This window comes from Pseudonocardia nematodicida (assembly GCF_040105385.1).
In the GTDB taxonomy this organism is placed as follows: Bacteria; Actinomycetota; Actinomycetes; order Mycobacteriales; family Pseudonocardiaceae; genus Pseudonocardia; species Pseudonocardia nematodicida.
On the sequence record NZ_JBEDNQ010000009.1, the window covers coordinates 193900 to 213190 of the forward strand.

19 protein-coding genes are annotated in these 19291 nt (G+C 72.8%); 12 read left to right on the top strand and 7 right to left on the bottom strand.

Annotation, left to right across the window (positions count from 1 at the left end; translation table 11 throughout):
- The first annotated feature begins 625 nt into the window (after positions 1 to 625).
- Positions 626 to 1630: a (2Fe-2S)-binding protein gene (locus WIS52_RS21535; protein WP_349300128.1), complete on the top strand. Its 1005-nt coding sequence runs from the start codon at positions 626 to 628 to the stop codon at positions 1628 to 1630.
- A 185-nt stretch (positions 1631 to 1815) separates the two neighbouring features.
- On the opposite strand, the gene WIS52_RS21540 is transcribed toward WIS52_RS21535, so the two are convergent.
- The 3 genes from WIS52_RS21540 to WIS52_RS21550 are packed head-to-tail and all read right to left on the bottom strand — an operon-like array spanning position 1816 to position 3442.
- Positions 1816 to 2193 (bottom strand): Asp23/Gls24 family envelope stress response protein, encoded by a 378-nt coding sequence (locus WIS52_RS21540; RefSeq protein WP_349300129.1) that lies wholly within the window; start codon positions 2191 to 2193, stop codon positions 1816 to 1818.
- On the bottom strand, positions 2190 to 2750 hold the full coding sequence (locus tag WIS52_RS21545; protein WP_349300130.1) for an Asp23/Gls24 family envelope stress response protein: 561 nt from the start codon (positions 2748 to 2750) through the stop codon (positions 2190 to 2192). Before WIS52_RS21545 ends, WIS52_RS21540 begins: the two co-directional genes overlap by 4 nt.
- On the bottom strand, positions 2741 to 3442 hold the full coding sequence (locus WIS52_RS21550) for an RNA polymerase sigma factor (protein WP_349300131.1): 702 nt from the start codon (positions 3440 to 3442) through the stop codon (positions 2741 to 2743). Before WIS52_RS21550 ends, WIS52_RS21545 begins: the two co-directional genes overlap by 10 nt.
- A gap of 165 nt (positions 3443 to 3607) precedes the next feature.
- Between WIS52_RS21550 and WIS52_RS21555 the strand changes: the two genes are divergently transcribed.
- The 8 genes from WIS52_RS21555 to WIS52_RS21590 all read left to right on the top strand — a co-directional run bounded on the left by WIS52_RS21555 (position 3608) and on the right by WIS52_RS21590 (position 10727).
- Complete coding sequence (locus WIS52_RS21555) at positions 3608 to 3775, top strand: CsbD family protein (protein WP_432422479.1); 168 nt, start codon at positions 3608 to 3610, stop codon at positions 3773 to 3775.
- 119 nt (positions 3776 to 3894) lie between these two features.
- Positions 3895 to 4206: a hypothetical protein gene (locus WIS52_RS21560; RefSeq protein WP_349300133.1), complete on the top strand. Its 312-nt coding sequence runs from the start codon at positions 3895 to 3897 to the stop codon at positions 4204 to 4206.
- Between the two features lie 221 nt (positions 4207 to 4427).
- Entirely contained in the window at positions 4428 to 5873 is a 1446-nt protein-coding gene (tig, locus tag WIS52_RS21565) for a trigger factor (protein ID WP_349300134.1), read from the top strand.
- Between the two features lie 301 nt (positions 5874 to 6174).
- The gene (locus tag WIS52_RS21570) at positions 6175 to 6771 is read left to right on the top strand and encodes a ClpP family protease (RefSeq protein WP_349300272.1); all 597 of its coding nucleotides are present in this window, start codon (positions 6175 to 6177) and stop codon (positions 6769 to 6771) included.
- Complete coding sequence (locus WIS52_RS21575; RefSeq protein WP_379611373.1) at positions 6771 to 7466, top strand: ATP-dependent Clp protease proteolytic subunit; 696 nt, start codon at positions 6771 to 6773, stop codon at positions 7464 to 7466. Before WIS52_RS21570 ends, WIS52_RS21575 begins: the two co-directional genes overlap by 1 nt.
- Positions 7467 to 7736: 270 nt before the next feature.
- Positions 7737 to 9026, top strand: a complete 1290-nt coding sequence (gene clpX / locus WIS52_RS21580; RefSeq protein ID WP_349300135.1) for an ATP-dependent Clp protease ATP-binding subunit ClpX — start codon at positions 7737 to 7739, stop codon at positions 9024 to 9026.
- A 157-nt stretch (positions 9027 to 9183) separates the two neighbouring features.
- Entirely contained in the window at positions 9184 to 10584 is a 1401-nt protein-coding gene (locus WIS52_RS21585) for an OFA family MFS transporter (protein ID WP_349300136.1), read from the top strand.
- Complete coding sequence (locus WIS52_RS21590) at positions 10581 to 10727, top strand: MFS transporter small subunit (protein ID WP_349300137.1); 147 nt, start codon at positions 10581 to 10583, stop codon at positions 10725 to 10727. Before WIS52_RS21585 ends, WIS52_RS21590 begins: the two co-directional genes overlap by 4 nt.
- Positions 10728 to 10802: 75 nt before the next feature.
- Here the strand turns inward: WIS52_RS21590 and WIS52_RS21595 are convergent, their stop codons facing one another.
- Genes WIS52_RS21595 through WIS52_RS21605 form a run of 3 tightly spaced genes read right to left on the bottom strand, consistent with a single transcriptional unit; the run spans position 10803 to position 13708 of the window.
- Entirely contained in the window at positions 10803 to 11435 is a 633-nt protein-coding gene (locus tag WIS52_RS21595) for a class II aldolase/adducin family protein (protein ID WP_349300138.1), read from the bottom strand.
- A gap of 4 nt (positions 11436 to 11439) precedes the next feature.
- Positions 11440 to 12396 (bottom strand): sugar-binding transcriptional regulator, encoded by a 957-nt coding sequence (locus WIS52_RS21600; RefSeq protein WP_349300139.1) that lies wholly within the window; start codon positions 12394 to 12396, stop codon positions 11440 to 11442.
- 19 nt (positions 12397 to 12415) lie between these two features.
- Entirely contained in the window at positions 12416 to 13708 is a 1293-nt protein-coding gene (locus WIS52_RS21605; protein WP_349300140.1) for an MFS transporter, read from the bottom strand.
- 181 nt (positions 13709 to 13889) lie between these two features.
- On the opposite strand from WIS52_RS21605, the gene WIS52_RS21610 reads away from it, so the two are divergent.
- From WIS52_RS21610 to WIS52_RS21620, 3 genes are all read left to right on the top strand, one after another.
- Entirely contained in the window at positions 13890 to 15416 is a 1527-nt protein-coding gene (locus WIS52_RS21610; RefSeq protein WP_349300141.1) for an FGGY family carbohydrate kinase, read from the top strand.
- A gap of 14 nt (positions 15417 to 15430) precedes the next feature.
- Positions 15431 to 16429, top strand: a complete 999-nt coding sequence (locus WIS52_RS21615; RefSeq protein ID WP_349300142.1) for an NAD(P)-dependent oxidoreductase — start codon at positions 15431 to 15433, stop codon at positions 16427 to 16429.
- Positions 16430 to 16509: 80 nt separating this feature from the next.
- On the top strand, positions 16510 to 18072 hold the full coding sequence (locus WIS52_RS21620) for an alkaline phosphatase D family protein (protein WP_349300143.1): 1563 nt from the start codon (positions 16510 to 16512) through the stop codon (positions 18070 to 18072).
- Positions 18073 to 18162: 90 nt separating this feature from the next.
- On the opposite strand, the gene WIS52_RS21625 is transcribed toward WIS52_RS21620, so the two are convergent.
- Positions 18163 to 19173 (bottom strand): family 43 glycosylhydrolase, encoded by a 1011-nt coding sequence (locus WIS52_RS21625; RefSeq protein ID WP_349300144.1) that lies wholly within the window; start codon positions 19171 to 19173, stop codon positions 18163 to 18165.
- Positions 19174 to 19291: the final 118 nt, after the last annotated feature.

Sequence of the window (19291 nt, forward strand, 5' to 3'; positions counted from 1 at the left end):
TCACCGTGGCACGGTTCGGCCGCACACCCCGGCGAGTGCGGCCTGTCGAGTGCACAGAGTCGCACGGGGTCGCCCGGCTCCGCTACAGATGATCGCGGCGTCGTCCCGTGATGTGGATCGCTGCCGATCCAAACAGGCCGATGTGTCCGTCCTGTGTCCGGACGGTGAGGAGAGCGTGACCGTGTGGTCGTCTCGCCCTGTGGGATCGCTGCGGCGGGGTGGACCGTTACACCGCGACCGCGCCTCCCGCCGCTGTGCCACCGCGCCGACGGCCTCCGCCGCGCCGCCGTCTCGGCGGCGGCCGTGCCGCCGGATGCGGCCGTTCTCCGCCTCGGCGGCGGGTGTCGTGCCGCCGCGACCCGCACGCGGTCGTTCGCCGCCTGCCGCTACCCGCTGCCGCTACCCGCTGCCGCTACCCGCTGCCGCTACCCGCTGCCGCTACCCGCTGCCGCTACCCGCTGCCGCTACCCGCTGCCGCTACCCGCTGCCACTGGCGCGACCTGTCGTCGGGTGCCGCGACCTCTGCGGCGGTCGCGGCGACCGGCGCCGGGTCGCGGCGGTCGGTGTCGGGTCGCGGCGGCGAGCCGGGTGGACCGGGAGGGACGGCGGGGGAGACTGGGCGGCGATGAGATCCGATCGAGGTTCCGCCGAGCCGGCTCCCGTTGCGGGGCCGGACGAGGTCCGTGCCGCGCTGTCGGACGTGGGCCGGATCGGACCGTGGTTCGTCGTGGCCGTGCCGCCGGCGCCCGGTGCCCGTCGCTGGGACGAGCTGTACGCGCCGCCCGGCACCAAAGGCGGCGACCCGCTCGCGGCGCGGATCGCGCAGGTCGCGGCGGCGCTGGGGGCATCCGACCGGGTCGCTGCGTCGATCGCGGTGCAGGGCATGGCGGCCCGCCTGGTCTCCGCGCCGTTCGCGACGGTCGCGTTGCACGGGGTGTTGCCGCGGCTCGCGGACCTGCACCGCGACCCTGCGGCGGACGACCCGTGGGCGCCGTCGCTGCCGAAGGCCGAGGAGGCCGGCGGCCCCGCCACGACGGGCGGCTCCGCTACGACGGGCGGCTCCGCCACGACCGGCGGCCCCGCCGTGTCCGGCGCTTCCGCCACGTCCGGCGCCCGGGCCCTGTCGGGCGCCCCGGCTCCGTCCGGCGTCCCGGCCACGCCGGCGGATCGCTCCGGTCCCGCGGGCGTCCGGACCCCGGACCCGCGCACCGATCCCGCGGGCGCCGCCGACCTGCTGGCCCGGGAGCTGGCCGCGTCCCACCTGGAACCGCTCCACGCCGCGGTCGCCGCGCGGGTCGCGGTGTCCGAGCGGGTGCTGCGCGGCAACGTCGTCTCGGCGATCGGCGGGGCCGCCCGGGTGATGGAGGCCGTGCGGCGCCCGGACCGGCCGGCGTTCCTGGCGCTGCTCGGCGCGCTGGCCGATCACCCGGCGCTGCGCGGTCCGCTGCCGTCGGGCGCGACCGGCCGGGTGCTGCGCCTCGACGACGCGGACCCGGACACCGAGTGGGCGTTCCGGCGCCGCTCCTGCTGCCTCTACGTGCACGTACCGGGCGGGGGGACCTGCGGCGACTGCGTCCTCCGGGCGCTGACCCGGCGCCCGGCGACCCACCGGTCCGCACGGCGCTCGTGATCGACGACCGGGTTCCGGCAGGTGCCGCCGCCGGCATCGATCGGTGCCGGGACAGTGATCAGCTGCCGTGGGTCCCGGGCCGCACCGGCCGGGCGCGGCGCCCGGTCCTCACGCGCCCGCATCCCGAGCCGTGGCCGGCTCCCAGCCGCGCGTTCGATCGGGCGGGCTCGTGGAGTGGCGGGGCGTCAGGCGGGGAGGGCTATGTCGGCGACCGTCACCCGGACGCGGGCGGACAGGCCGGTGACGGTGGTGATCTCCTCGGCGACCTCGCGTTGCACCCGGGCCGCGAGATCGGCACACGGTGTGCCGAGCCGTACGCCGACCGTCACCCTGACCTCGGCGACGTCGCCCTGCACGCTCGCCACGACGCCGTCGGCGCGCAGCTCGTCGGGCACCGGATCGTGCGGCAGCCAGTCCGCCGCGAGCCCGAGCAGCGTCTGCGCCACGTCGCCGACCAGCATCGTCACCCCGGGGACCGTGCGGGCCCGGCGCGCCGCGACCCGGGCCACGGCCAGATCGGAGACGAGGCAGCGGGTCCGCCGCGTACCGCCCGAGCCGTTCACTCCCACAGGTCCTCCACGTGGATGTCCACCCCGGTCACCGGCACCCCGATCGCCCGCTCGCCGACGGTGACGATCATCTGCCGGACCCGGGCGGTGACCGAGGCGAGGTCGACGCCGAACCGGGCGGCCACGGTCACCCGGACCCACACCGGCCGCGGGCCGACGCCCGTGCCGTCCGGTTCACCGGTCTCCTGCTCGACCCGGCAGCGCAGCGCGCGCAACCCGCCCATCGTGTCCACCGCGTGCCGCAGCGCGGCCTCGGCGGCCGGCCGGGACAGCCAGGCGTCGGGGCCGATCTCCAGCAGCTCGTGCGGGCGCAGGTCCGCGACGACCGCGCCCATCACCTGGGCGAGCACCGACGGTGGTGGACGCAGCGATTCCCGTGACTCCTCGGCCATCCGGGTCACCAGTACCCCGAGACGGTCGTGGTCGGCCCACGCCGAGCGGCAGTGCGGGCAGGTCCGCTCGTGGTCGTCGAGGGCGCCGGCGTCGGCGTGCTCCCAGACGTCGGCGGCGTCCCGGCCGCAGGCCAGGGGCTCCAGCTGCTCTACCGCCATGCCCGCATCCTCTCCGCCAGCGCGGTGCGGGCCCGGTGGATCCGGCCCCGCACGGCCGTGCCGGACGCGCCGGTGATCTCGGAGATCTCGGCGTAGCCCAGCCCTTCGAGCTCGCGCAGCACCCAGCAGGTCCGCTGGTCGGCGGGCAGCGTCTCGAGCGCCCGGGACAGCGCGGCCAGCTCGGCGTCGACCTCGGCGGCCCGCTCCGGGGAGCCGCCGCGGTCGGCGATGCCGGGCGCGTCGTCGTCGGGCAGCGGGACGGTGCGCTTCGCCCGTCGCAGCTGCGCGGTGCAGCGGTGGGTGACGATCCGGTACATCCAGGTGGAGAACGCGGCCTCGCCGCGGAAGGTCCCGATCCGCCGCCAGGCGTCGAGCAGTGCCTCCTGCAGCGCGTCCTCGGCGTCCGCGCGGTGTCCGAGCACCCGGACCGCCACCCGGTAGAGCGCGTCCTGGTGGCGGCGGGCGAGTTCGGCGAAGGCGTGCCGGTCGCCGTCCTGGGCGCGGGCGATCAGGGTCGGTTCGTCGTGCGCGGCGACCGACGGCCGCGCCCCGCCGGTGCCGGTCGCCCCGCCGGCGCGGGTCGCCTTGCCGGTGCCCGTGGTCCCGCCGGAGTCCGCGGACCGCTCGGGCCGGCCGGGGCCGGACGCGGTCCGGCGCGGCTCGTCCTGCGCCCTCGACAAGGTGACCTGCACGTCCGTCCGTCTCGGTGGTGGGGGCCCGGGCCCGCCGGTGGTGATCGGACCGTCACGGTGTGGAGGGCCGCCGGAGCGGGTACCTCCTCCCCGGCAGCGACGGTAGCGAGCGGCACGGCCGATCGCCCGTCGGACACGTTCGTGGAGGCAGGTGTACCCGTGGGTCTGGGCGACAAGATCGACAACAAGACCGAGCAGCTGGCCGGCAAGGCCAAGGAGAAGGCCGGCAAGGCCAACGACGACCCCGCCCTCGAGGCCGAGGGGAAGGCCGACCAGTCGAAGAGCAACCTCAAGCAGGCCGGCGAGAAGGTCAAGGACGCCTTCAAGAAGTGACGCCCGGGGCCCGGGACGGGTCCGGGACCTGACACGACGGCGGCGGTGCACCGGCACGATCGGTGCACCGCCGCCGTCGTGTGTGCCCGTCCGTCCGCCCGCGCCGATACGGTGACGCGGTGAGCGACGACGCGGGGCCGGACCCCGAGGCGGTGGCGGCGGCCGTCCTGACCCATCCGTCGGTGCTGCGGCTCGACGGCGGTCCGTTCGGCTCGATCGCCTCCTACCTGCCCGGCGCCCGCGTACAGGGGGTGCGGCTGGGCGACCCGGTCGAGATCGCTGTCGTCGTGGCCCTGGGCATGCCGTTCCCGGAGATCGCCGAGGGGATCGCCGCCCGGGTGCGCGCGGTGCTGGGTGACGAGGCGCGCGCCGTGGACGTCACCGTCGCGGACGTCGGCGCGGTGGGCACGGAGGTCGTCGCGGGCCGATGAACGCCCGGGCCGACGTGCCGTGACGGGTCTCGCCTAGACTCGCGCGAGCCCCTGCCGTCACCGAGCGCACCCGTGTGCTCGCGACCGGCCCGCCGGGACGACCGGGCGAGGTCGCCACGACTTCTCCGCCGTGTCCGGAGCCGGTCCGGCGGGGGCCCGACAGGAGTCCGGGCCGCGCGCCGCGGCCCGTTCCACAGCCCGTACCGGCAAGGAGTTCCACCGTGAAGAGCACCGTCGAGCACCTCAGCCCGACGCGCGTCCGTATCAACGTCGAGGTGCCGTTCGACGAGCTCAAGCCCGACTTCGACCGCGCGTACAAGAAGATCGCCCAGCAGGTCCGGATCCCGGGCTTCCGCCCGGGCAAGGCACCGGCCCGCATCCTGGAGGCCCGGATCGGTCGTGCCCCGGTGCTCGACGAGGTCGTCAACGCCGCGATCCCGGCGAAGTACCAGGAGGCCGTCGTCGCCTCCGACGACGTCACGCCGATCGGCCGCCCGGAGATCGAGGTCACCGAGATCGCCGACCACGAGCGGCTCACCTTCACCGCCGAGGTCGACGTCCGGCCGGAGTTCGAGCTCCCGGAGCTCGAGGGCCTGACCGTCGAGGTCGACGAGACCGAGATCGGCGAGGACGAGGTCACCGAGCAGCTCGACCAGCTGCGGGCCCGCTTCGGCACCCTGGCGGGCGTCGAGCGCGCCGCGCAGAAGGGCGACTACGTCCAGATCGACCTCTCCGCCGCCGTCGACGGCACGGCGATCGAGGAGGCCACCACCACCGGCTTCTCCTACGAGGTCGGTCAGGGCGGTCTGATCGACGGCATCGACGAGGCCCTCGAGGGCATGTCGGCCGACGAGGAGAAGACCTTCACCTCGACGCTGGTGGCCGGCGAGTACGCCGACCGCGAGGCCGAGGTCACCGTCAAGGTGACCACGGTCAAGGAGCGGCACCTGCCCGACGCCGACGACGAGTTCGCCCAGCTCGCCTCGGAGTTCGACACGCTCGACGAGCTGACCGAGAGCCTGCGTGAGCGGATCGGGCAGTCGAAGCGGATGGAGCAGGCCGGGCAGGCCCGCGACCGGCTGCTCGAGAAGCTGGTCGAGGGCACCGAGGTGCCGCTGCCGGAGAGCGTCGTCCAGGCCGAGGTCGACAGCCGCGCCCACGACGCGGTGCACGCCTTCGACCACGACGAGGACAAGTTCGCGGAGTTCCTGGCCACCCAGGACAAGACCCGCGAGCAGTTCGACGCCGAGACCCGCGAGGAGGCGGAGAAGAACGTCCGCTACCGGCTGGTGCTCGACGCGCTCGCCGACCGCGAGGAGATCTCGGTCGGCGACCAGGAGCTCACCGAGCGGATCCTCTTCCAGGCCCAGCAGTACGGCATGGCGCCGGAGCAGTTCGTCCAGCAGATCCAGCAGGCCGGCCAGCTCGGCGTCATCTACCAGGACGTCCGCCGCTCCAAGGCGCTGATCCAGGCCGTGCGCGCCGCCACGGTGACGCTGCCCGGTGGCGAGGTCGTCGACCTCTCGGACCTGCTCGGTGACGACGACGCCGACGAGACCGTCGAGGAGGTCCCGGGCGAGGTCGTCGCGGAGTCCGCCGAGGACGTCGACGGCGACGCCGCCGACGACGCGGACACGGCCGAGGACAAGGCCGACGCCAAGGCCTGACCTGGGCGTCACCGGAGTCGCCGGGCGCACCCGCACACCTGGCGGGTGCGCTCTCGGCGAACACCGGGCGTCGTTCCCTCCGCGGGCCGGTCGGTCCGCGTAGGGTCGGCCCGGACCGGTTCCCACGGGGACCGTGAACGGGTTCGCAAGACCCGACACCGGAGAACCGAGAGCGATCCAGAGGAAGACTTTCGGGACCCGCCGCCCGCGCGCCGCGCGGGGCGGGCCCGACTTCGGAAAGCAGGGTGAAGTGAGCCAGCAGGACATCGGCCCGCTCGTGGGCCGCGGTGACGGCCCGCAGATGCGGTCCGCGCCCAGCGTCATGTCGCTGTCCGACTCGGTGTACGAGCGGCTGCTCCAGCAGCGGATCATCGTGCTCGGACAGCAGGTGGACTCGGAGATCTCCAACCGGATCGCGGCGCAGATGCTGCTGCTCGCGGCCGAGGACCCCGAGTCCGACATCCAGCTCTACATCAACTCGCCGGGTGGTTCGGTCAACGACGGCATGGCCGTGTTCGACACGATGAACCTCGTCCCGTGCGACGTGTCGACCACGGTGATGGGCATGGCCGCGTCGATGGGGCAGTTCCTGCTGTCGGCCGGCACGCCCGGCAAGCGCTACGCGCTGCCGCACGCGAAGATCATGATGCACCAGCCCTCGGGCGGTATCGGCGGCACCGAAGCCGACATCACGATCCTCGCCGACCAGCTCCGCAAGACGAAGCGGGAGATGGCCGAGCTCATCGCGCAGCACACCGGGCAGTCGGTGGAGACGATCGAGCGCGACTCGGACCGGGACCGCTGGTTCTCCGCGGCGGAGGCCCAGGAGTACGGCTTCGTCGACCACGTCGTGACGCACGCCGGCCGCGTCAACGGCTCGCAGAACGGGAGCGCCTGATGAGCACCTTCGATCCGCGCCACCCGGAGTCGGTCGCCGACCTGCGTGGCCCGGGCGGCTACGCCCCGGACCCGATGCGCGCCCGGTACGTCCTGCCGTCGTACGTGGAGCGCACCAGCTACGGGGTCAAGGAGTCGAACCCGTACAACAAGCTCTTCGAGGAGCGCATCATCTTCCTCGGTGAGCAGATCAACGACACCTCGGCCAACGACACCATGGCCCAGCTGCTGGTACTCGAGTCGCTGGACCCGGACCGGGAGATCTCGCTCTACATCAACTCGCCCGGCGGGTCGTTCACGTCGCTGATGGCCATCTACGACACGATGCAGTTCATCCGGCCCGACATCCAGACCGTCTGCCTCGGGCAGGCGGCGTCGGCCGCGGCCGTGCTGCTCTGCGCGGGCACCCCGGGCCGCCGGATGGCCGTCGAGAACGCCCGGATCCTCATCCACCAGCCGGCCACCGAGGGTGTGTACGGCCAGGCGTCGGACCTGGAGATCCAGGCGAAGGAGATCTCCCGCATCCGCCGCCGGATGGAGGAGGTCATCGCCCGGCACTCCAACCGGACCGCCGAGCAGGTGCACGACGACATCGACCGGGACAAGATCCTGACGGCCGAGGAGGCCAAGGACTACGGCCTCGTCGACGAGATCGTGCAGAGCCGCAAGCTGTCGGCTCTCGGCAGCAGCAACTAGCGCTGCAGCAGGTAGGCACGCCGGGTCGCCGGACGCGCGGGCACCGCGTCCCGGCGACCGCCCGCCGACCCGCCGCCGAATCGGACTCGTCTCGGAGTCCCGGCGGCGGGTCCGGGCAGGTACCGTCATCGGCAGGAGACGGAGCCATGCCGTGCCGGGGAGAGCGAGCGGCTCGCCCCGGACGGGAACGCGAGAAGGCCGTGACACGAGAAGTGCGTGACACGGCCGCGAGACGGTAACGCGCCGGACCAGGACTGGGGATCGACACCTATGGCACGCATCGGCGACGGCGGGGACCTGCTCAAGTGCTCCTTCTGCGGGAAGAGCCAGAAGCAGGTCAAGAAGCTCATCGCCGGCCCCGGCGTCTACATCTGCGACGAGTGCATCGATCTCTGCAACGAGATCATCGAGGAAGAGCTGGCGGAGGCCGGTGAGGTCAAGCTCGACGAGCTGCCCAAGCCCGCCGAGATCCACGACTTCCTCGACCAGTACGTCGTCGGGCAGGCCACGACCAAGCGGACCCTGTCGGTGGCCGTCTACAATCACTACAAGCGGATCCAGGCCGGCGAGCGCGGCCGCGCGAGCGGTGCGGACCCCGCCGACCACATCGAGATCGCCAAGTCGAACATCCTCATGCTCGGTCCCACCGGCTGCGGCAAGACCTACCTGGCGCAGACCCTGGCGAAGCTGCTGAACGTGCCGTTCGCGATCGCCGACGCCACCGCGCTCACCGAGGCCGGCTACGTCGGCGAGGACGTCGAGAACATCCTCCTGAAGCTGATCCAGGCCGCCGACTACGACGTGAAGCGCGCCGAGACCGGCATCATCTACATCGACGAGGTCGACAAGATCGCCCGCAAGTCGGAGAACCCGTCGATCACCCGGGACGTCTCCGGCGAGGGTGTCCAGCAGGCCCTGCTGAAGATCCTCGAGGGCACCACCGCGAGCGTGCCGCCGCAGGGCGGCCGCAAGCACCCGCACCAGGAGTTCATCCAGATCGACACGACGAACGTGCTGTTCATCGTGGCCGGCGCGTTCGCCGGGCTGGAGCGGATCATCGGGGACCGGGTCGGCAAGTCCGGCATCGGGTTCGGCGCCGACATCCGCTCGAAGAAGGACATCGACCCGGCGGAGAGCTTCGCCGAGACGCTGCCCGAGGATCTGATCAAGTTCGGGCTGATCCCGGAGTTCATCGGCCGGCTGCCGATCGTGGCGTCGGTGACCTCGCTCGACAAGGACGCCCTGGTCAAGATCCTCACCGAGCCGCGCAACGCGCTGGTGAAGCAGTACCGGAAGCTGTTCGAGATGGACGGCGTGGAGCTCGACTTCGCCGAGGACGCCCTCGACGCCGTCGCCGACCAGGCGATCCTGCGCGGCACCGGCGCCCGCGGCCTGCGGGCGATCATGGAGGAAGTCCTCCTCCCGGTCATGTACGACATCCCGAGCCGGGACGACGTCGCCAAGGTCGTGGTCACCGCACAGACGGTGCGCGACAACGTCAACCCGACGATCGTCCCCCGCCAGCCGCAGCGCCGGGAGCGCCGCGACCGCTCGGCCTGACATCGCCTGTCGCACACCCTCCGCGACGCCGGTCCCACGCTCCGTGGGGCCGGCGTCGTCGTGTGAACGGACTGTGTCCGAAACGATTTCTCGACAGGTTGCTGCACCGCCCGGCGTTACTTAGCGTTGCGCCGACCGCAATACGAAGGGGAGGGCCATGGCGCCCGGTTTTCTGACGAGAGAGCGCATCGTCGCGCCGCCCGGATGGAGCCGCTGGCTCGTCCCGCCGGCCGCGCTCTCCATCCACCTGGCCATCGGCCAGGCCTACGCCTGGAGCGCGTTCAAGGCTCCGCTGGAGAACGGCCTCGACATCTCGGGTGTCGCCAGTGCGCTGCCCTTCACCCTCGCCATCATCATGCTGGGCCTGTCCTCGGCCCTGTTCGGCACCAAGGTCGACGCGAACGGCCCGCGCTGGGCGATGGTCATGTCCAGCGCGTTCTTCGTGACCGGTTTCATGATCTCCGGGGTCGGTCTGCACCTGGGCCAGTACTGGATGGTGGTGCTCGGCTACGGCTTCGTCGGCGGCATCGGCCTCGGCATCGGCTACATCTCACCGGTCTCCACGCTGATCAAGTGGTTCCCGGACCGCCCTGGCCTGGCCACCGGCCTGGCGATCATGGGCTTCGGTGGCGGTGCGCTGATCGCGTCGCCGCTGACCGCCTCGCTGCTGTCCGGGTACGGCGCGAGCGGTGACTCGCCGTCGGTCGGCGGCATCGGCAACACCTTCCTGACGATGGGCCTCATCTACCTCGTCTTCATGTCGGTCGGCTGGCTGCTCATCCGGGTGCCGGCCGAGGGCTGGGCCCCGAAGGGCTGGACGCCGGAGGGCGCCAAGAAGTCCGGGATGATCTCCACCGGGATGGTCTCGGCGCGCAACGCGATCAAGACGCCGCAGTTCTGGCTGCTCTGGGTGGTGCTGTGCTTCAACGTGACGGCCGGCATCGGCATCCTGGAGCGGGCCAACCCGATCTTCCAGGACTTCTTCGCCGAGACCGGCACGGCCGAGACGCTCGCCGCGGCCGCGGTCGGGTTCGTCGCGATCCTCTCGCTGGCCAACTCGCTCGGCCGGATCGCCTGGTCCTCGCTGTCCGACGTGCTCGGCCGCAAGAACATGTACCGGATCTACCTCGGTGTCGGCGCGCTGCTCTACCTGCTGATCACGCTGGTCCCGAACCAGAGCCGGGCGCTGTTCCTGATCGCGTCGGTGCTGATCCTCTCGTTCTACGGCGCCGGGTTCGCCACCGTGCCGGCCTACCTGCGTGACCTGTTCGGCACCTACCAGGTCGGCGCGATCCACGGCCGCCTGCTGACCGCCTGGTCGACCGCGGGCGTGCTCGGGCCGCTGATCGTCAACGCGATCGCCGACGCGCGGATCGACGCGGGTGTCGAGGGCCCGGCCCGCTACACCACCGCGTTCTCGATCATGGTCGTGCTGCTGATCATCGCGTTCGTCTGCAACGAGCTGATCAAGCCGGTGAACTCGAAGTTCCACGAGCCCGAGAAGGCGCCGGCCGAGGCCACGACGCCGGTGACCGCCGAGAAGGGGGCGCAGTCATGAGCAGTGCAGCGGAGGCCACCGGAGCCGCGACCTGGAGTCCGGTGCAGTGGATCGGCGCCGTCATGGCCTGGATCTGGGTGGGGGTTCCCTTCGCCTACGGGCTCTACCAGCTGGTGCTGAAGATCCCGGCCCTGTTCGGCTGAGGTCCGCCGGGTCGTATCACGTCCGAGCGCCACGTCCCGCCCCGCCCGGGGTCGGACGTGGCGCTCGTTCGCGTCTCAGGCGTGCAGGTCGCGCCAGGCGGTCTCGGGGAACGCCGTCGTGCTGTCGCCCAGCAGCAGCATCCGGTAGGTGGCCGTCGCCGCCTCCTCGAGGTTGAGCGCGCGCCGGAACGCCATACCGACGTCCGGGCCCACCGCCGAGCAGCCGTGGTGGGCCATGATGACGCAGTCGTGCGCCTTGGCCTCGGCCGCCGCGGTGTCGGCGAGCTCGTCGGAGCCGTTGGGGAAGTAGCCGGTCCGCCCGATCGACCGGACGTACGCGGCGTGGTCGAGGGTCAGCAACCGGACCGGGTGGCCCATCGCATCGACCAGGACGGCGTGTTGCGGGTGGATGTGGACGATCGCGTTCACGTCGCCGCGCACCAGGTAGGTGCGCTGGTGCAGCTTCCACTCGCTCGACGGCGACGGGTTCCCGCCGACGACGTCGCCGGCCGTGGTCATGACGCTGAAGTCGTCGGCGCCGAGCCGGTCCAGCCAGGTACCCGAGCCGGTCACGACGAACCGGTCGGAGCCGGGCAGCCGCGCGGACAGGTTGCCGCCGCTGGCGAGGACCAGTCCGCGTTCCACCGCCATCCGCCCGATCTCGGACAGCTGCGCCACGAGCTCGTCGGTGGTCTCGGCCTGCTTCACGTGCTCATCCACTCCTTCTCTCGTTCCCGGCGTCGGCGTCGAGCATCGCCCGGGCGGTGTCGACGTCGGTGACGACCATGTTCATGAGGCCGTGCTGCAGCGCGACGGCGAGCGGGCGCGCCTTGTGTGCCCCGTAGGAGACGGCGATCCGGTGCGGGACGCCGATCATGCGTTCCAGATCCATCCCGACGACGCGGTCGTCGAGCCCGCCGCGGACGGGCCGCCCGTCGCGGTCGAAGTAGCGCGCGCTGATGTCGCCGACGGCGGCGCCCGTGTCGAGACGGCGGCGGTCGTCCTCGCTCAGGGCGTCGATCATCATGCCGGAGCTCTGCTCGATGCCCCCGACCCCGGCGACGAGCACGTCCGCACCCGCCGCGCGCCGTTCCGCGTCCCGCACGGACGGGTCGGCGCGGAACGCGGCAGCGGCCTCCGCCGTCGCGGCCAGGATCGGGGCCGGCAGGTGATAGGTGCGGGCGCCGAACGCCGTGCCGAACCGCAACGCCAGCTCGTGCGGGTTCATACCGCGCGAGACCCCGCCCCAGCTGCCGGCCAGCGGGACGAAACCGAGCTCGGGCCGGGGTGGCACGTGGATGTGCGGGACGACGGTCGCGACGCTGGAGGACAGGCCGACCGCCACGGTCCCGGAACGGGGGACGACGGCCTCGAGGGCCTGGGCGCCGGTCGACCCGACGGCGTTGCGCTCGCGCTCGCCGTCGCGACAGCTCGGCGCCACCCACGCCTGCTGGAGCCCGAACCGGCGCACGAGCGCGGTCTCGAGCTCGTGGAATGGCCGGCTCGTGGTGTGCACACGGATCTCGACGACCCCGTTGTCCCGGGCTGCTGCGAGCAGCCTTGTGACCTTGATCCGGGACAGCCCCAGCAGGTCACCGACCTCCTGGTGGGTGAGGCCGTGCTGGTAGTGCAGCCGTGCGACCCGGCCCTGCAGCTCGCGTTCGTTCATCGGTGAGGCTCCATGGATGTCAGCTCTCCCGTGCCGGGAGTGCTCGCGAGCCGGCACGCATCTCGTCGACCGCCGGATCACGGAGCAGGACGGTGAGCGCGATGCCGACCGCGTAGGTCGCGGCGAGCAGCCACATCATGCCGCTCACTCCCAGCGGTCCGAGGAAGCCGCGCACCATCAGCGGCCCGACCGCGTTGCTGAGTCCGGCGCCGAGGTTCAGGATCGCCACCGCGGCCGCCTTCCGGCTCCCGGCGAGGATCGGCACGATCGCGCTGAGCGGGACGTAGGCAGCCATGGCCAGGCCGAGCAGGACGGCCACCGCGGTCACCGCGGCGAAGTTCGGACCGAGCCAGGCGGGGACGTAGTACATCCCCAGCACCGTCACGACGCAGCCGACGCCGCCGAACCAGGCGACCACGTTCACCGGGCCGAGCCGGTCCCCGAGATAGCCGGCCAGCAGGTTGCCGATGATGTTCGCCAGCAGCATCGTCCCCCAGATGGCCTGCCACTCCGGCAGGGTGAACCCCACGTCGTTGATCATGTGGCCGGCGAGGAAGACGGGGAACGCGTAGAAGCAGAGGGTGTTGATGATGCGGACGACACCGCCGATACCGACCTTCGGATGCGTCTTCACGATCGTGAGGCCGCGGCCCACCTTGCTGAGGTTGCCCAGCGCGCTGCCGTCGCCGCCGCGGCTGTGGGCGCGGACGCCGATGATGAGCAGCACCCCGCCGGCGAGCACGAACCCGAGCGAGATCCACATCGTGGCGAGTTCACCGACCAGCGGGATGACGGCGCCGGCGAAGTAGGCGCTGATCACGCCGAGGCCGGCGGTCGAGAAGAACCAGTACCAGCCCACGGCGCGCCCGAGGACGTGCTTGGGCGTCTCCATCGTGACCCAGACGAGGAAACCGTAGGCGAAGAAGGGGTAGCCCAGGCCGCGGATGCCGTAGGCGATCAGCATGACGTCGTAGTTGCCGGCGCCCACCCCGAACCCGAGGAAGATCACCTCGAAGACCGCCCAGATCGCGAGGCCGATCAGCATGACCCGGCGCGGGCCCCATGCCTCCGCGAGCGCGCCGGCCAGCCAGGCGGCGATGGCGACCACGATGCCGTAGACGCTGATCAGGGTCGCGACCTCGGCCGCGGTGAACCCCTCCGAGGTCAGATAGGGCGCGAGGAAGCCCAGCTCGATGCCGTCGCCGATCATGAACAGCAGCAGGGCCAGATAGCCCCAGGCCAAGGGGCGGGCGATCCCCTGCCGGTCCAGCCATCCGCCGAACCCCGACGCTCTGTCCGCGGTTTCCGTCATGCCAGAACTCCCCATTGAGCTCACTCGAACATCGGTACACACACAAGAACTTCTGATCGGAGTGTGGACAGCGGTCGGCGGGGCGTCAAGAGCGCGTCTGCCCGTTGACGAGAGGTGGTGATGCTTCCTAGCGTGCTGATCGTCTGAGCAATGTGACGTACCGGTGTTCGATGGAGAGCAGATGGTCGATGGCGCACCCGTGGTCCTGGGGATCGATGCCGGCACCACCGCGGTGAAGGCGACCGTCCTCACCGGGGAGGGCGAGGAGATCGCGACCGCCCGGACCGACATCGGCGTCCGGCGGCCGGGTCGGGATCGGGCTGAACAGGACCCCCGGGACGTGTGGGCGGCCGTCGCGCGCACGGTCCGCGAGGCCGTCGCGCGGGCGGCGCCGGCGACCGTGTCCGCCGTCGGCGTCACCGGGCAGGGGGACGGCGCCTGGCTGCTCGACTCCGGCCACGCACCGGTGGGTCCGGCCCTGCTCTGGCTGGACGGGCGGGCCGCCCGCCGGGTGCGGGACTGGCAGTCCGACGGCCGGGGCGAGCTGCTGCGCCGGGTCACCGGAGCGGCACCGTTCTCCGGTGCGCTGCCCGTGTTGCTCGACGAGCTCGCCGACACCGCCCCGGACCTGCTCGTCCGCGCGCGCCACCACGCCAACTGCAAGGACTGGATCCGGTTGCAGCTGACCGGGGTGCTCGAAACCGACAGTTCGGAGGCCTCCCGCACCTATCTCGACGTGGCGACCGGCCGGTACTCGGCGGAGCTCCTCGCCGGGCTGGGGCACGACCGGTACGCGGACCTGCTCCCCCCCGTCGTTCCGGCGGGAGCGCACCGCCCGCTGCGTCCCGGACCGGCCGGGGAGCTCGGGCTGCGTGCCGGCATCCCGGTCGTCACCGGCCTCGTCGACACCGTGGCCGCGGGCGTGGGGCTGGGGGTCCTCGATCCCGGGCAGAGCTACGCGATCATCGGGACCACCGGGTTCGTGGGCACGGTCCACCCGCACGCCGGGCACTGCCGCTCCGGGGTCGGGATCACCGTCGCCACCGGCACCGGGTCCACGGTGGTCGAGAGTCTCTGCCCGATGTCCGGGAGCCCGAACCTGGACTGGGTCCGGTCCGCGACGGGGTCCGCCCACCTGGCGTGGGACGAGGTCTCCGAGCTCGTCCTGTCGGTCGCCCCCGGCGCGGAGGGGGTGCTCTACCTGCCCTACGGCGCCGAGGCGGGGGAGCGGGCGCCGTTCGTCGACGGGGCGGCGACCGCGTCCTGGCTGGGGGTCACGACGACCACGACGCCCGCCCAGCTGATGCGCGCGGTCTACGAGGGCATCGCGCTGAGCATGCGCGAGTGCCGCGAGACCCTGGGCGGGCGGGCCTCGCTGCGGATGTGCGGGGGCGCGGCGTCGAGCGACACCGTCTGCCGGATCGTCGCCGACGTCACCGGGTGCCGCATCGAACGCCCGCGCGCGACGGAACTCGGAGCGCGCGGTGTCGCCGCCCTCGCCCTGACCGCGGTCACCGGCCATGACCTCGCCTCGGCAACCGGGGCGCTGCTGGGTGAGCTCGACGTGTTCGAGCCCGAACCCGCCCACCGGGACCTGCACGACCGCCAGTTCGCCACCTTCGTCGCCGTCCGCGATGCCGTCCGGCCGCACTGGCCGGCGCTGCGCACACTGCGCAGCGGCGCCGCCACCCCGCACCCCACCGCATGAAGGAGCCCACCCGGATGTCCCCGCGACACGACCCACCCCGCGTGGTGATCACCGCCGACTTCGACCGGAGCATCGCCGCGGAGCTCTCGGCCGACTTCGACCTGACGGTGCGGCCTCCGGACGGTACCGGCCGCTCCCTCGCCGAGGCCGATCTCGGGGACGCGCTCGCCGGGGCCGACGCCGTGGTGTGCGAGCTGGACCGGGTGGACCCCGCGACGCTCGCCGTCGCGACGAGCCTGTCGCTCGTCGTGTCCTGCCGGGCGGCGCCGGTCAACGTCGACATCGACGCCTGCTCCGCGCGCGGGGTCACCGTGGCGACCACGCCGGGGCGCAACGCCGACGTCACCGCCGACCTCGCCGTGACCCTGCTCCTCACGACGCTGCGCCGGACCTCGGCGGCGGAGGCGTGGGTGCGGTCGGGAGCCTGGTCGGACGACGACGTGTTCGAGCCCTACCGGCTCTTCCGCGGCCCCGGCCTGGCCGGTCGGACCCTGGGACTGCTCGGCGGGGGAGCGGTCGGCCGGCGCGTCGCCCGGCGGGCCCGTGCCTTCGGGATGTCGGTGCTCGTGTACGACCCGCACCTGTCCGACGGCGCGCTCGGCGACGACGCACGTCTGGTCCCGCTCGACGAGCTGCTGGCACAGTCCGACGTGGTGAGCGTGCACGTCCCGCTGGCGGAGTCGACGATCGGACTGGTCGGCGCCGCCGAGATCGCGGCGATGAGACCGGGCAGCTACCTGATCAACGCGGGGCGGGCGGCCGTGGTCCGGGAGGACGCCCTGCTCGACGCCCTGCGCAGCGGCCACCTGGCCGGAGCCGGTCTGGACGTGTTCTGGACCGAGCCCCTCGCCGCCGGCCACCCGCTGCTCGATCTCCCGTCGGTCGTGCTCACCCCGCACATCGGCGGCGCGTCCGACGACGTCGTCGTCGAGCACTCACGGCAGGCGGCGGCCGCGCTGCGGGCGTGGGCGGCGGGGGAGGTACTCACCGCGGTGGCGAACCCGGGGGCGTAGCCCCGGGCTGCACCGGCTGTTCATCCGCCGGACGCCCGGAGGGACGCTGCGGCTCACCCTTTCGGGTTAGAACGGCAGGTGTGGTTCCCGAACGACGCTCCCTGACCCGACGCTCTCTCCTCCGCACCGCGGCCGCCGGCGGTCTCGCCGGCGCCGCCGCCCTCGCGCTCCCCGCCACCGCCTCCGCCGCCCCGTCGCTCCTGCGGTCCGGCCGCCCCGTCCTCACCCACGGCGTGCAGTCCGGCGATGTGCTCCCCGGATCCGGACTGATCTGGACCCGGGCCGACCGGCCGTCCCGGATGCTGGTCGAGGTCGCCGACAACCCCGACTTCCGCCGGGCCCGCCGCATCCCGGGGCCGGTGCTCACCCCGGACACCGACCTGACCGGCAAGCTGCGCGTACCGGCCGGCAGCGGGCGGGTGCACTACCGCGTCCTTGCCGAGGACCTCGACGGCGGCGGCACCAGCGAGCCGCTGACCGGGTCGTTCCGCGCGGTCCCCGGCGGCGACGAGCCGGTGCGCATCCAGTGGTCCGGCGACGTCGTCGGGCAGGGCTGGGGCATCGACCGCGACCTCGGCGGCATGACCATCTTCTCCGCGATGGCCGACCGCGAGCCGGACCTGTTCCTGCACTGCGGCGACACCGTCTACGCCGACGGCCCGCTGGAGGAGACCGTCGCGCTGCCCGACGGCCGGATCTGGCGCAACGAGACCACGCCGGAGAAGCTCAAGGTCGCCGAGAGCCTCACCGAGTTCCGCGGCCAGTTCGCCTACAACCTGCTCGACGACCACCTGCGCCGGTACGCCGCGTCGGTCGCCCAGATCAACCAGTGGGACGACCACGAGGTCACCAACAACTGGTATCCCGGCGAGATCCTCACCGGCGAGGTGGGGGAGTCCTACGTCAACGAGAAGCGGGTCGACGTGCTCGCCGCCCGCGGCTTCCAGGCGTTCCACGAGTGGGTGCCGCTGGACCCGCGCACCGCCGTCGACGGCCGGGTGTTCCGGAAGCTCCCGTTCGGGCCGCACGTCGAGGTGTTCGTGCTCGACATGCGCACCTACCGCGGCACGAACACCGCCAACACCGGCGCCGACGAGCGGATCCTCGGCGAGAAGCAGGCCCGCTGGCTGGTCGAGTCGCTGGCGTCGTCGACGGCCACCTGGAAGATCGTCCAGTCGGACATGCCGATCGGGGTGCAGGTCCCGGACGGCGACACCGCGTGGGAGGCCGTCGCCAACGGCGAGCCCGGCCCGCCGAGCGGGCGGGAGTCCGAGATCGCCGGCGTGCTGACCGCGATCGCCCGCAAGGGCGTCCGCAACGTCGTCTGGGTGACCGCGGACGTGCACTACACCGCCGCGCACCACTACTCGCCGGACCGGGCCGCGTTCGACGGCTTCGACCCGTTCTGGGAGTTCGTCTCCGGGCCGCTGCACGCCGGCGCGTTCGGGCCGAACGACCTGGACCCGACCTTCGGGCCCCGGGTCGAGTTCGTGCGCGGCCCGTCCCGGCAGGGCGCCTCGCCGGCCGAGGGGTTCCAGCACTTCGGGGAGATCGACGTCGCGCCCGGGGGCGGGGAGCTGACCGTGCACCTGCGCGACGAGGCCGGCGCCTCGCTCTGGACCACCACCCTGACCCGCGCCTGAGCAGGTCCCTCACCCGCGCCGAGATGCAGTCCTGGGCAGTCGCGACGGCCTGTTGCGAGCCGTGGGCTGCATCTCGGCGCGGATATCCGGTCAGGGGCGGGATGGGACGGGGCGGGGAGCCGGGCCCTCCAGCGTGGGGGTGATCCGGCCGAACAGGCCGTCCGGGGTGATCGGCAGCGGGTCGATGGTCACCTCGCGGTGGTAGCCGTCGCCGCCGTCGACCGCGTGCCGGTGGTAGGCGTAGTACCAGTCGTCGGTGGTGGGGATGCGCAGCACGGAGCCGTGCCCGGTCCCGCGGATCCCCAGCTCGTCGTCGCGGGACAGCAGGAGGCCGCGGTTGGTGAAGGGACCGCTCGGGCTCGGGGCGGTGGCGTAGGCGACCCGGTAGTCGGGGCTGCGGAAGTCGCCGATCGACCAGGTGAGGTGGTAGGTCCCGTCCCGCTTGGCCACGTCCATCCCCTCGCCGAAGCCCTCCAGCCCGCCGATCACCGTGATCCGCGCGGGGTCGAACGAGGTCATGTCCGGGTTCAGCGGGACGACGTGCGCCTGCCCGTTGCCCCAGTACAGGTACGGGGTGCCGTCGTCGTCGACGAACACAGCGGGGTCGATCGGCACGCCGACCCCGCCGGGGTTCTCCGCGATCAGCGGCCGGCCGAGGTCGGTGAAGGGGCCGCCCGGGTGGTCCGCGACGGCGACGCCGATCTTCTCCTCGGCGGTGAAGTAGAGGTAGTAGCGCCCGTTCCGCTCGACGACGTCCGGGGCCCAGGCGTTGCGGTCGGCCCACGACACGTCCGGACCGAGCCGCAGGACCTCGCCGCGGTCGGTCCAGTTGACCAGGTCCGGCGAGGTCCAGACGACGAACGACCCGTTCCGGGCCGGGTTCGAGTCGGTGGTGGGGTAGATGTGGTAGAGCCCGTTGAAGTACACGATCGTCGGGTCCGCGTGGAAGCCGTCGAGCAGGTCGGCCCCCTCGGCGTGCCCGACCGGGTCGGGCGGGTCCGGGGGAGGGCCTCCGGCCGCGGCCCCGGTGCTCAGGACGAGCGCGGCGGCGATGCAGGCGGTGACGGCGGGACGCACGAGGGAGCGGGTTCGGAGCGGCACGGGCGATACCGTGTCGGCAACCGGTCACCTGCGGCTACGGAGGACACCCGGACGTGACGCGAGCGCCACACGCCCGGGCGACACTCCGTCGCGAACGGCTCCCGCCGTCCGGCGCCGC